This is a genomic window from Seonamhaeicola maritimus, from assembly GCF_008056315.1.
In the GTDB taxonomy this organism is placed as follows: Bacteria; Bacteroidota; Bacteroidia; order Flavobacteriales; family Flavobacteriaceae; genus Seonamhaeicola; species Seonamhaeicola maritimus.
The window spans coordinates 1638238-1651919 of sequence record NZ_VRKQ01000008.1 but is presented as its reverse complement, the minus strand read 5'-3'; the positions used below and the strand labels follow the sequence as shown (position 1 = coordinate 1651919).

Genomic DNA, 13682 nt, shown 5'->3' with positions numbered 1-13682 from the left:
TTAAAAAACCAGTTGTAGTCCTAGGGTAATTTGACGCAGTGGTGGCAAAATAAGGTATGAGGGCTGTTCCGGGTCTGGACCATTATACCCAGTTATGGTTAATAGATTTTGTCCTTGTAAATAGAGGTTTATATCCATCCCATGACTCAGATGTTTAGGCACATGATAGTTCAATGAAACATTTCGCAACCTGATAAAAGAGGCATCCGCCACAGCCGCACTACTACTAGCTTGCAATTGCCCAGTATCCAAGCCCCCAGATAAACCTGCCGAAGCTTTTTGGATAGGATGGTTATCTCCTTCCTCCTGCCATCGATCTAATAATTCAACTGGGGCATTTCGCCTATATCCGGGAATGGCCTGAAAACTGAAATAATTATATGCCTTTTGTTTTTTGAATTGGAAAAACACGTCTAAGCTTATATTTTTGTAGCTAAACGTGTTTCCAAAACCGCCATAAAACTCAGGTGCAAAATCTTCCAGCCATTGTCTGTCTTCTACACTGCTAATGTTACCATCACCATTATAATCCTCAAACTCATAGATACCTGTTTCTGGATTGACTCCTAAAGCATGGTATAAACGCAACACCGTTAAAGGTTCGCCTATAATAAATCTATTGGCAAAGGTTGATGTTTCTAACCCGGGAAACGCCATTAGTTCATTTTTGGGCACTGTTATATTAAATGCTGTACGCCACGTAAAATGATTGCCTTGTATATTAACCGTGTTTAACTCTATCTCAAAACCTCTATTTTCTACAGTAGCTTTTAGGTTTGTTGTTAATTCAGAAAAACCTGTTGTAGCAGCTAACGGCATACCTATAAGCTGGTTTGAAGACTGGTTTTTGTACCATGCTGTATTAAGACGTATTCTATCCTTTAAAAAACCTAGCTCTAGAGCTACTTCTAGTTTTTTATTGGATTCCCAACCAAATAAGGGATTAAAAATCCCTGTAGGTTCCAATATTGTGGTTCCATTATAATCAGAACCGGTAACGCTATAAGTGTCCAGAAACCTATAATCACCAATATTATCACTACCTGTAGTTCCGTAACTCCCACGTAATTTTCCAAAGCTTAAAATGTTACTATCATTTAAAAAATCTTCTTCTGAAAATACCCATGCTACACCAACAGCTCCAAAATTACCAAACTGCTTACCAGAACCAAACCTTGAAGAACCATCTCTACGGCCTGTTACATTCAAAAAGTATTTGTCCTTCCAGTTTACATGAATTCTACCAAATAGCGCATGGTAGTTATATTCACTATCACTGTCTTGTCTTACTTCATGTGTGGTTGCTGCAGAAAGATTTTGTATAAGGCTGTTATTAGGAAACCCCGTAGCTTTTTGAACCAATTGAGTTGTAGATTGTTGTTGAAACGTGGTTCCTACCAAAATATTTAAAGTAGCGTCTCCAAATTTTGACTCCCAGTGCAATTGCGGCTCTACAATCCAAGATGTTCTTTTAGAACTATTGGTTGTTATAGATGAATAATTTTCTGGGGTAAAACCAAAACTAGGGTTTCTTGCTGAACTTGGTAATGTTCTATAAGATTCAAGCCCATAATTATTATAACCCAAATTGGTTTTAAACTGTAGATTTGGTAAGAACTTATATGATACGCCTGCATTGGCCATCAATGTATTTATATTTGCTTGATAATCTTCTTTTAATGATGACAATGGGTTATCCCAAGTATTATTTTCCCAGTTTAAATTACCTGCTTCATCATATAATTCCGGAGCATTAGGTTCTAACCTATAAGCCATACTTGTAAAATCTGTACGCGGTAGTTTGTTATGTTCAACCGTATAGTTAGTTGATAGGTTTATTTTAAATCGTTTGTCTAAAGACTGGTGATTTAAAGAACTATGTATAGCGGTCTTTTTATATTTAGAATCACCCGGAAATACGGTGGTCTCTTTTTGATGACCACCACTTATTAAAAATTGGGTTTGTTCATTACCACCAGAAATTGAGAGTTGCCCATGGTTTCTATAAGCGGTACCCCCTATCAATTCTTTTTGCCAATTGATATTACGATTAGAATCCCATGTTTTTATATCTGGCCAAATAAAATCAAAAGCCGGCATATCTAAAAAAGCACCAAAACCATCATTGGTTACTCCTTCTCTTCTGGTTTCTAAATACTGCTCGGTATTCATTAAATCTAAGAAATGAGATACACGTCCTAGGGTGCTGCTTAAATTAACCTTGACCTGTGTTTTTCCTGCTTTCCCTTTTTTTGTGGTAACTAGTACCACCCCATTGGCTGCTCTAGAACCATAAATGGCCGTGGCATCGGCATCCTTTAACACTTCAATGCTTTCAATACTAGTAGGATCCATGGCATTTAACGGATTGATATTGCCTCCATTAATTTGGCCCGACACCTCTACCGCCCCCAAAGACTGACCTCCATAAGGTACACCATCAATGATATACAAAGGATTGGTGCTACCATTTATAAAGTTTTTCCCTCTTATTTCTATACTATAACCACCCCCAGGAACTCCTGTTTGCTGTACAATATTTACACCTGTTAAATGCCCCTGCATGGCACTAAGCGGATTATTCACAGGCTGTTTTTCTATGGTTTTAGCACTTATTTTAGCAATACTACCAGTGCGTTCTTTATCCTTAACAGTATAATAACCGGCATTAAGCGTTACGGCATCTAATTGGGTAACATCCTCCTGTAGGCGCACATTAATTTCAGATGCATTATTGATGGCTATAGTTTGCGTAATAAACCCAAGTGCTGAAAAAATAAGGGTATCGTTTGGGTTTGCTTTTGTAGTATAACTACCATTTATATTAGAAACCACCCCCTGTTTAGTAGCTTGTACCACCACATGAACACCGGCAAGAGGCATTCCAGACAAGTCTGTTATGGTGCCATGAACTTCAGGCTGTTGGTCACAAATGTACTCCCAGCCAGTTCTATGCCAGTCATGTGTAGTAGTTAAGGCATTAGTAAACAATGAGCTAAACGAGAAGCAAAAAATATAGAATAGGAGGCTCCTACCCTTAGTTTTATAATTATTTTTCATAATTTTGAATTAGAAGTTGAACATTTATTTGTTTAATCCATAAACGCCTCCTAAGAACCCTGCAAAAGTTTACTAGGAGGCTTTATTATTTTTAGTGTCTATTCATAGGCGGTTTTGTGTTTTATTAGTTTTAAAAATGTTAAGGATATGCGCTTTAACCTTAGATGAAAACCCATCTTATATGAATGGCGTTTATTGCCAATCAAAAGAAAGCACACCTAAGGCTTAAGCACTACTTTGCTAGCTATTAATAATCCTTGGTTCGGATACCATTAAAAAGTGAATCGTATGGTTATGGGATAAAAAGGGGGTTGTCGTAATCCGAAAGAAAATTGTATCGTCAATCCCATAACAAAAATTGCCTATATGGGGCATTTAGGTTTTTTTACAAACAGGAGTTCATAATTGGTTTTACCAGACCTGTAGCTGATACCACTCCAAAAGTTGGGGTAATTAGCATCCATTCCGTTATGATCTGATTTTGTAAAGTCCAATTAATATAGAACGTTTAGTTTGTAAATGACCTATTTAAAACTTACGGCTCCTGAATAAAATTAAAACTAGTGCCTTGAATTGTTGAATACAGTAACCAAAAAAAGCGTGAAACTCAACTTACCTGAATAGAGGTACTGGTATACCATGCAGAGATAAGAGAGCTCACGCCTAGGTCGTGAGCCAATCTACTTATCATCTCATCTGCAAAAAATTACCAGTTTTCTATTCAGAGATTCAAAGCGATAGCTTCAAATATTTTTAATACGAAGAATCGCAAATATATATAATCAGGTACTAATATATTAAAAATATTAATTTATGGGTCAGAAAACCCATGTTTTTTTTTTGAAATCTGATGAGATTGCTAACTACATACTATTTACAATGGACTCAGAATACAAAAAAGAAGACTTCCTGCTACTATTTGGCTCTCGAATTGACATAATAAGAAGAAAAAAGGGATATAGTTATGAAAGAATAGCTCAAGGGTGTAATATCGATGGAAGTGATATTAGCAAAATTTCGAAAGGTAGGGTTAACATTACGTTATCTTCAATACTAGAACTTTCAAAAGGCTTAGATATTCATCCCAAAGAATTATTTGATTTTGAGATTGAAGCTTAATAGTTAATTCATCCAAAATTCTTCAATATTCTATAATTGTCTATTTAAAAACATTAAAATTCCGTTTGACAATTTATGAAATTGGTATATCCGTATGGATTTTCGCCTTTTCATTTTGCCAGGCTAAAAGGAATTACATTTCATCAAAAATTCCATATTTAAACAAATTGTGATTAATTTAAAATAATCAATAATCTAAATTCTGTTATTTTTTAAAGACAAATGTGGAAAAAATAATACTCCATGTAACTGCACCGACAAGGAAGCAACTCGTATTTAAAATAGGAACTGAATTCTATGTTGGTGACCATTATTGGACTAAAAAGCCATTGTAGTTTGCGGAGAAAGAGGGATTCTCCACCCCGGAAAAGTTTTATAGAAAATGAGAATATGATCCCATTTAGAAGTATCCTTATTATAGAATACCAAACCTACTTTACAACTTCCCAATATACTTCTTAATTCTTGCAAGCAATTCTTCAAAATCAGGCTGGCCGTTATAATACAGTGAAGCTGTACTCTCATAACGTTTTCTATAAGCATCTCGTATTTCAGGGTCGTTTAATAAAAAAGCTTCATTCTGTGACATAGGCACTACTAAGTCAGCGTTAGGAAAACGTGCTTGTATATGTTCATGATAGGCTTTTGTTCCAATAAAATCCTGCACATCTTTATGTTCCAACAAACAATATACATCATAATACTGACGCATAAAATTTGGTCGCACCGCTCCCCCATTTTGTTCTTGCCTGTATTTTGTAGCAATGGTTTGTAGTTTCTCCACAAATGTATATCCTGGGTGATAACATGCTATATCAAAGGCTCGATTATCAATAAAAGATATGTTAGGACTACCGCTTGCTTTATCAAAGGCCCACGAGCTTATTGTTATTTGAGAGTTTGGGGTTACGGTATCAAATCCAGCTTCAAGTAATATTCCTTCTTTTACACCATCGACATGGCCCGTTTTAGCTTCATAATGTAAACGAATACCACCACTGCGGTAATAGGCTTCATCATCAAAAGCCGTATCTCTTTCAATAGAAACAATACCATCAATTTTGATATGGTTGGCAAGCCAATCATAAAATGTTTTTCGGGATTGAACGCTTTTACTTTTGGTGTTTTTTGGATTTTCGTTTACTTCTAACTTACTGGGCGGTTTAATATGAATATCTATATCCTCAGAAAAGCGATCTATAATTTTATAGCCTTTAGATAAAGATGTACCACCTTTAAGTTCAAAATCCAGTCCTTGTTTTTTAAGCCCATACAGAGCATGCATAATCCAGTAATCTTTTTCAATAAGTTGAACTAGAATTCCCGTATCTTGTTCTATAATCCGCAATAGATCAACGAAATCATCACGCTGATGAAGATAATTATTAGGCTGCATATTGAGGTTGTTCTGAGGTATTTAATACAGACCTAAACACTTTCTTCGCTTTAACACCACCATACATTTTGACCGCTTTTTGAAGTTTCTTTAGGTCCATTGTTGCCGCTTTACTTTGAACCTTTGATAAGACATCTTCCAAATCTTCTGCAAGCGTCTCATGATTATTTACCAAATCAACCAATAAGAATTCAGTAGTCAGTGTTTTTGGAAAACGTGGCTTTATATGAAAAAAAAAGGTTCGTCCCCCTAATTCAAATTCACCATGGCGTTTATGATTATATACAACCCGCTTGTTATAAAGCTGTGTAGTACCAACTCCTAGGCTATTATAAGCATTTGGGGAGGTCAAGAGAAACATATCATCCTTAAGAAAACTACGCACCAAGGTCTTCTCGTCTGGTGGCGCATATCCAAATGGTGTTGCTTTAGGATAATAGTAAAGTCCTTGTGAAAGCTTTTGAAGTGTTCCATCTTCTAAAAGTTCACCTAAATGACGATCGACAGCTTTAGACCATTGTTCCAAGTCGGCTCTACGATATACATTACCACGTCTAAGGTGTTTTACTAATGCTTTTAACTTACTCATATCTAATTTCTTTTAAGCATAATACAACAAATCCCATACCAAAATGCATGATTTTTAAATTAAAATATATGCAAATATAATAAATAAAATATTGATTTACAACATTTAACACAGGTGGTAGTAATTTAAAAAAACAATACTAAATACTACGATTTGAAAAGAATAAGATTAGAGATATTTTATAAGCCCCCTAAACTTCAAACAAATATTACTATATAATTCATGATATGCAGATTCATTAATATCAATATAGTCTTCCCATTCCTCTAATTCTTCCATAATGGCATTCCAATTAGAAAATCGATACACCATAAAATCATAACAATTAGAATTCATAAGGGTTTCTTTAGATTCCTTAAATAATTCCATAGCTACTTTATTGGCAGCTAGAATGTATGTCAGTTCAGTGTGTTCCATATGTTTCTTGATTCAATGGAATGAATTTAGAAAGATTTTAGTTGCGTTTCAAACAAAATAAGTCCTTTTAACTAGGTTCATACTATTTAATCCCTTACAGTCAACTTCTTATCCTTTAGAGATAAATTTCACACTATAAACTATTTAAACATAGATTTCACCTCATTGTAGATTCTGTTGAAGTTTAATTCCAATTCTGCTTCAGTATAAGCCTTTGGAGGATTTGGGAGTTCCTTAGAAATATGTGGACGCTTAAACCGTACCTTTTTATCCTTACCATCTGCGAATACTACAAACTCCCCCTGTTTCAATCTAAAAAAGATTTCAGCTCTTCTTTTGGGAACTTCTCTTTCTCCTTTAGTAATTCGGGCTTCCCAAGTAAGTCCCGTTCCTTTGCTAATACTTTTGGTCGGGTTCTTAACAATCTCGAAGAATCGTTCGTAGTACTTGGCTGTATCCGGATCATTAACTTTTCCAAAGAACTGATAGGACAAATTGCTAAGTATGGCTCTACTGGCCTTATCACCGTATAACATATCATTCTGGATTTTATCTTGCATCACATAAACTGTTGCTATATCATAGCTTCTCAGTGTAGCCGGGATGCGGTGCATATGTAAGAGCCTAATGGTGGGTGCTTCCTCTAATAGTATAAACGAAGGCAACCGCTTTCGTTCACTCATTTGTTTTGTTATGGTGTGTAAAATAGTAGCTATGACCGGTGATAATGAGGCATCTTTTTTAGGGTTGTTGACCACACAAATAACAGAAGGGTTTTCGGGGTTATTGATATCGAGAGGAATATCATCGGATGACAATGCCATGAATATTTTTTTGGTGCTAATTTTTTTAAAAGCATTCGCCAAGGTACTTTTCACACCAGCCGTTTGTCTTTCGGATCCTACCCCGCTAATAAAGGCATCGGCCATGGCTCTGGAGGTCAAATCAACTTTTAAGAATTTTATGAGTCCTTTGGTCCCCAATTGCTGATAAAGGGCCATTAAATGTGGTATCGAACAATAATCCTTATAATCCATCTTTAAACGCCAAATCAGTCCACTGATAAGCCCTTCTACAGCATCTTTGAAAAACCGTGAGGTACTATTGTTATCAGATTCTTTGGTCTCCATTAAATTCTCCAGGAGCACTCTTGAAACTTCATAAACGCTCTCTTCATCCGGTAAATATTTTGGAGCAATAGGGTTTACCCTAGAATGAATAGGGTCAAAAGAAACAATATAGAATTTGTTTCCACTGTTTAGGTATAAGGGAAATGCCATTTCGGTTATTTCGAAATTCTTATAGTCATGGATAACACCACAGAACTTATGGTCTTTAAAATGCTGCATCAGGCTAAAGATTATACTTTCTGTTTTTCCACTTCCTGCCGCTGCTATTACTGAGATCCCTCTTCGAATATTTTCTAAAATCAGATTAGTTCCTCTGGTTTTCATAACCACTTTGTATTCCTTTCGGATTATTGGACCTTCGGTGCTCCTTCCATAGGCATAGCATACAAGGTTTATAAATTGCCATGGTAAAACCAAAAGGAGTAATGCTTTTAGCAACGCTTGTAATTCTACCATCGCAGCAATAATGACAGAAGCCAAAATCAAGCACATGAATATCATAAAAGCCCCTTGACGATTATATTTGTTGACCATATAAGAAACAAGTCCTCCCAAGATTAATGATGGAATTAGTAGTTGTGAGTTTATCATAATGCTTTGTTTAAACGCCTATTGAGCCCGAGTTAATGGCTACTTCCACACCTTTTTTAAGTTTCATTAGGGTTTTATAGGCTAACTGCACCTTATTGGTTGGAATGATTGGTACTTTAACACCGGCCTTAAATAACATTTTAAATGCGGCCTGTTTTTCTGATGTAGGGAGTCCTGCCAACATGCCCAGAAAACGTTTAGGATCTTTATCCAATACATTTCGTGCCATATAGCTTTCGACAAAGTTTCTCTTATAATTAAATGTCTTATCAAAGGTCTTTTCTGCTGCCTTATAAAATTTGTCACGGTTAAAACCTTGCTTGATTTTTTTTCCATTTAAAATGGTCTCGTTTTCTTTATGCTGTGATAAAGGAGACAGTTTGAAAGTGTTGGTTGCATCTTTATGACTAACTATAATATGGACATGGTTCTGCATGCCATCCTTTTTCATGCCCCGAACAATTCTTTTCCCATTAATTTGGTGAGGCGCATCGGTTTCCAAACGTTCGATCTCTTTTTTAATGCGATTTATATTGACTTTTAATTCCCCGTTCTCAATAGCCCTTATTTCTTTTTTGAGTTTTAATATCTTGGTCGCATAAGGTTGGTTCTCCTGTATTTCCCTATCGGTACCCTTAAAAGTTCTTTCCTTTTCAATTTTTGCATAGTATTTTATATCATCAACCTTGACTACTTCATTTCTATGGAAAGAAGCTGCATAGTCATTCATAAGTGCTCTTATATACTGCCTTAGTTTCTCAGGATCATTATTGATAGCCTTCAATTCTCTTTGAGATGGGCTCACCACCATGGAATAAAATTTGGGATCTTTCTTATTAAGTTTAGATGTGTTATTATCAATTTGTGCGATGACCTCTTCTGCAGGGATATTATCATTGTACTGGTCAAAAAAAGATTCCTGGAGCCCTAGATTATTTTCTTCGTTTTCTTTTTCCAGGTATTTAACAAAGTCCCGAACACTGCCGCTAAAATTTTCTCCTTGGCTTTGCTTACTAATGGCTATATACATACTTATAAATTTTTGATCGTTCGTTTATACTTTTCTATTTCTTCTAGTGTTAGTTCCATTTTTAAATAGTCCTTCCCGAAGCTGCTCTTAACTTTTTTCACATGTTCCAATACATAACTAAAATCTACTTTAAGCAGTTCCATTTTTTCCTCCAATCGATCATATCTTATTTTGGGAACGGTCGTTTCCTCGACACATGCTTCTCCTCTTTCAACATCCTCAAACTTCTTCTCTATGAATTCAAAATCTTCGTCAAGAAATTCGTTGTCGTTTTCCGGTTCAAATTGTTGCTCAAACAACGACTGTAACATGGCAACTGTTGGTAGAGTTTGACTTTTCTCTATGTCCTTGATTATGGCAATGGCAGCACTTATTCTTCTATTGATTCTGATTTCAATGGCACTTAAACTGCCTTCGATGGAATCCATAGGTGAAATCTCATGAATCTCAAAAAAGTCTAACATAGCCTCCAAAGCTTCAGTATTGGACAGTGAAATGTTTTTAGAAAAACTTCTAAACCTATTGGCGGTTTTCCTTTTAAAATTGACCCCTGAGAACTTATATTCTGAAAACTTTATCATTTTTTGCTGCAAAAATTTGCCGTTTTATTGGTGATTTGAACGTTTTTGCGGCAAATCACCATTTTATGCTTTTTCATCATCCAGCTTAAACCCATATAAACAGGGCTTTGCGAAGCAAATGGATTATGTAGCGTTGCGATAGCACGCTACCCTCTTGCTTCTCCTTTTCGTCACGCCAAAGCGTGACAAAAATCCAAACAACCTGACTGTAAAGTCAGTTGCATTTTTAAGATTATGATGGCTTATTAAAGTTATAGATAAATCCTTTGAAAACGAAACAGGGTTTGTTCTCATTTAAACAGTTTTCAAACTAGTTTAAATGATTTTTGTTCAATATTGAAAATAAGACATCAGATATTCCTAAGCTTCTCAAAAAACGGATTAGAAACTGTATAAAAAAACCTTAGATTTCTCCAAGGTCTTAATTCATTGTTTTGTCAATTTCTTATATCTGAAATTTGAATTTATAATTATATAAATTCTTTACGGCTTCTTCGTATAGCAGTTCATCATAGTTTAATTCGTGTTGTTTTGAAAATACTTTGAGTTCATCTCCAAATTTAGACTGTATCTCTTCTTTGGATTTGGACAATAAACGTTCTTGGGTTTCTGTCTCCAGATTATTATAATTCAAATGTATCATAATCGAATGTTTAAATTATAATATGCCTTCATCGGCAAAACTGTAATAGTCTCCATTTGGGACTATTATCAAATGATCGAGTACTTTAACATCCAAAAGTTCTGCTGCTTTCTTTATCTTCTCGGTAAGTTGTTTATCTGCTTCACTAGGCTTTAATTTACCACTAGGATGATTATGAGCTAAAATGATGCCCACCGATAAAGATTTAAGGACTATAGCAAACAAGATCCTTATATCTACCATTGTGCCAGATATACCTCCTATAGATAGCTGACAAATCCCTTTTACTTTATTAGAATTATTCAATAGTACTATTTTAAAACTCTCAAAAAGTGCGATGGTATTTTTATCCCAATAGTTGTATAAAAGTGCATTAACTTCCTTAGAGCTTTTTATCGTTACAGAAGTCTTTAAATGCTCCTTATAACTTAGTTTTATTTCGTTAACTTTGTGTTTCATTATTTAATTGCTTTTGAGGGATAATGATGTAAAAAGAGGGTGCACTTTCGACGGTATCACCCTCTTAATTTTTAGTTTAGTTTTTATTATTTCCTAATAACAACACTTCAGAAACCACCACTTCGGTTACATAGCGTTTATTACCTTCTTTGTCATCGTAAGACCTTGAGTTTAATTTTCCCTCAATGGCAATTTCTTTGCCTTTGGTTACATACTTTTCAATGATGTCAGCGGTCTTACCCCAAGCGACAAGGGTATGCCAATTGGTATCCGTTTGCTTTTCACCTTCAGAGTTTTTATAACTCTCATTTGTCGCTAATGATAAACGGGCAACTTTTTTTCCGCTTTCTAACATGGTGATTACAGGTTCTTGACCTATGTTCCCGATTAATTGTACTTTGTTCTTTAATGTACTCATAACTTAAAAATTTTTAGATGCCTATCAAATAGATAGACTTGTTAATAATTTCCCTTTTTTTAAGGGGTGTTTGTTTGAGTTCTTTCGTGCATAGCACAATAAACGAAGTGGGTTTTGTCAAGACTTTTAGGAATAAATCAGGAGCTTCTGCGACGTAGTAAAATCCTTGGATTTTCAAGGAAGTGAAACCTTATTTATTTCTAAAACTTGTATAGTCTTTGACAAGTTCCATGATGGTACTTAGAAATTCTTTTTAAACCTCTTTACAAAGAAGTGTACGGAAAGTTAAACGCGTGAAGTTAATGAGGTTTTATTTAGAATTCTTGTGCCATACCTGTTTTTCGATGCCCCGAAAAACAACAGAGGCTTCTTTTATTATAAACCCTTTAAAAAATGACTAGACCAAATACTGATTTTTAAGAATTGTCAATAAAGAGTTCTATAGAAACCTATAATGACAAAAGACCTCACTTGAGCCTTAACATGAAAACACCTAACTTTATACATAATAAAAAACCAGAACATCTAGATGTTCTGGTTTGATTTAATTATTTATTAACTCTCAACCTATTTTAGGACGACTCATTTAAAATGAAGTGAATTATCGTTTTTGAAATTTTTTACTAAATACTAAGAATAATATTCCACATAACAACTAAGCTGGAAGTGTAACAAAAGACAAGAACACCTCAAATTGGATTGATATAAAATAGAACACCCAAAACTACCAGCCCAAGCCCAAAACACTTATACAATCAACAATAAATTTGCTGTTTCAATAAGGACATGTAATGGTAAATTTTACCTTAAATAGAATTCCCAATCCCCACTAAAACCACAGATAAAAGAATAACCGCAATTCCAGCTGTTATAGTCCATTTGGTTTTTTTAGCAACACCTTTCCATTCTTTGCGGTAAATACCCCAAAAGTTTGCTGTTAGAATAATGGTAGACATGTGCAAAATCCATGAACTTGCGCCACTACCTAATTTACTTTCACCCATACCATAAAAGAAGAACTGTAAAAACCAAATGGTTCCTGCCAATGCTGAAAAAAGTATGTTGTTACGGATTGGTGTGCTTTTATTTGTAAAATCTTTATACGCTTTATTTTTAATACTTAGTATGGTTGTCCAAACTAAATTAGTTACTAAACCTCCCCATAGAATAACCACAAAGGTTACATTATTAGCAAATAAATGATCATATCCTGCTTCTACCGCAGCATCTGCTAAAGGCTTTCCTGACTCAATACCAAAGCTAAAAAAAGAACTTAAAATACCTGAAAGAACAGCAACAATTAAACCTTTTACAAGATTAAATTCTAAAACACTTGCCTTTTTTTCTTCGTCAGAAAGTTCTTTTTCTTTCAACATACCTGCTCTACCTGAGAGCCCAATACCAATAAGACAAACTAAAACACCAAGTAATACAATTTGACCTCCAGAAGATCCTAGCATATCTGTAAAAGACACTTTCCCTTCCATAGGATTAAAATTATAATATATTGAAGGCACAATAGCACCAAATGCAGCACAAAAACCAAGTACAACTGAATTACCCAAAGACATTCCTAAATATCGCACTCCTAATCCATAAGTTAAACCTCCTACACCCCAAAGTAAACCCATTAAAAAGGTAAAACCAACAATTGTGCTAGAACCAGCAGCAATGATGTCCAAAAATCCTGGAACAGTTAAATAGGCAGCTAAAGGAGGAACAATTAACCAAGACATTAAACCACCAACTATCCAATAACTTTCCCATGCCCAACCTTTAACTTTGTTAAATGGCATATAAAAACTACCTGAGGCAATTCCGCCTAATGAATGAAATATTACTCCTAATAATGCTTGCATAATTTTATAATTAGTTTTTTAACGAATTTTTAATGTCCTAAATTTTTAAATTCTCTTGTTTATCAATCTCATTAACAAAATACTCCCTATTAATAACACGTTGATAATAAGACTCTTGATTAGACCTTTTGCTTGTAAAAACTTTTTGCCAGTTTAAATGTGGTTAAGTCTATTCATGCAATAATTAAAATAATTATGACGAAAATAAACTTTGAATTGAAGGACTCTATCCTGTACTGTACCGCTCATTGCAATACCAAAAATAATAATTCTAATTAAAGCGAAATATTAAATTACGTTGTTAGAAGTAGACAATTTAAGATTAGCATTCTACTAAAACAGGTCAGAACAGGACAGCGAATGATTCACAATACTATATTTTTATCTTTA

Annotated in this window: 12 protein-coding genes; 1 reads left to right on the top strand and 11 read right to left on the bottom strand. The window is 34.7% G+C overall.

Annotated features, from left to right (window positions below):
- Positions 1 to 3060: a SusC/RagA family TonB-linked outer membrane protein gene (locus FUA22_RS06810; protein ID WP_147767141.1), complete on the bottom strand. Its 3060-nt coding sequence runs from the start codon at positions 3058 to 3060 to the stop codon at positions 1 to 3.
- A gap of 813 nt (positions 3061 to 3873) precedes the next feature.
- On the opposite strand from FUA22_RS06810, the gene FUA22_RS06805 reads away from it, so the two are divergent.
- Positions 3874 to 4179 carry a helix-turn-helix domain-containing protein gene (locus FUA22_RS06805; protein ID WP_241664776.1) on the top strand — a complete coding sequence of 102 codons (306 nt, stop codon included), beginning with the start codon at positions 3874 to 3876 and terminating at the stop codon, positions 4177 to 4179.
- Positions 4180 to 4615: 436 nt separating this feature from the next.
- On the opposite strand, the gene FUA22_RS06800 is transcribed toward FUA22_RS06805, so the two are convergent.
- The 10 genes from FUA22_RS06800 to rhaT form a co-directional block, all read right to left on the bottom strand.
- Entirely contained in the window at positions 4616 to 5527 is a 912-nt protein-coding gene (locus tag FUA22_RS06800; RefSeq protein WP_241664775.1) for a nucleotidyl transferase AbiEii/AbiGii toxin family protein, read from the bottom strand.
- Positions 5528 to 5564: 37 nt separating this feature from the next.
- Positions 5565 to 6164: a hypothetical protein gene (locus FUA22_RS06795; protein ID WP_147767139.1), complete on the bottom strand. Its 600-nt coding sequence runs from the start codon at positions 6162 to 6164 to the stop codon at positions 5565 to 5567.
- Between the two features lie 168 nt (positions 6165 to 6332).
- Positions 6333 to 6581 carry a hypothetical protein gene (locus FUA22_RS06790; protein ID WP_147767138.1) on the bottom strand — a complete coding sequence of 83 codons (249 nt, stop codon included), beginning with the start codon at positions 6579 to 6581 and terminating at the stop codon, positions 6333 to 6335.
- A gap of 140 nt (positions 6582 to 6721) precedes the next feature.
- Positions 6722 to 8302, bottom strand: coding sequence for a type IV secretory system conjugative DNA transfer family protein (locus FUA22_RS06785; RefSeq protein ID WP_241664774.1), 1581 nt, complete (start codon positions 8300 to 8302; stop codon positions 6722 to 6724).
- Positions 8303 to 8312: 10 nt separating this feature from the next.
- Positions 8313 to 9332: a MobB family relaxase gene (gene mobB / locus FUA22_RS06780; protein WP_147767137.1), complete on the bottom strand. Its 1020-nt coding sequence runs from the start codon at positions 9330 to 9332 to the stop codon at positions 8313 to 8315.
- Between the two features lie 2 nt (positions 9333 to 9334).
- A complete protein-coding gene (locus FUA22_RS06775) occupies positions 9335 to 9913 on the bottom strand; it encodes a BfmA/BtgA family mobilization protein (RefSeq protein WP_147767136.1) in 579 nt (192 codons plus the stop codon).
- Between the two features lie 445 nt (positions 9914 to 10358).
- Positions 10359 to 10556 (bottom strand): hypothetical protein, encoded by a 198-nt coding sequence (locus FUA22_RS06770; RefSeq protein WP_147767135.1) that lies wholly within the window; start codon positions 10554 to 10556, stop codon positions 10359 to 10361.
- 15 nt (positions 10557 to 10571) lie between these two features.
- Positions 10572 to 11015 (bottom strand): JAB domain-containing protein, encoded by a 444-nt coding sequence (locus FUA22_RS06765; RefSeq protein ID WP_147767134.1) that lies wholly within the window; start codon positions 11013 to 11015, stop codon positions 10572 to 10574.
- A gap of 76 nt (positions 11016 to 11091) precedes the next feature.
- Positions 11092 to 11433 (bottom strand): single-stranded DNA-binding protein, encoded by a 342-nt coding sequence (locus FUA22_RS06760; protein WP_147767133.1) that lies wholly within the window; start codon positions 11431 to 11433, stop codon positions 11092 to 11094.
- 806 nt (positions 11434 to 12239) lie between these two features.
- Complete coding sequence (rhaT, locus tag FUA22_RS06750) at positions 12240 to 13292, bottom strand: L-rhamnose/proton symporter RhaT (protein ID WP_147767132.1); 1053 nt, start codon at positions 13290 to 13292, stop codon at positions 12240 to 12242.
- Positions 13293 to 13682 lie beyond the last annotated feature (390 nt).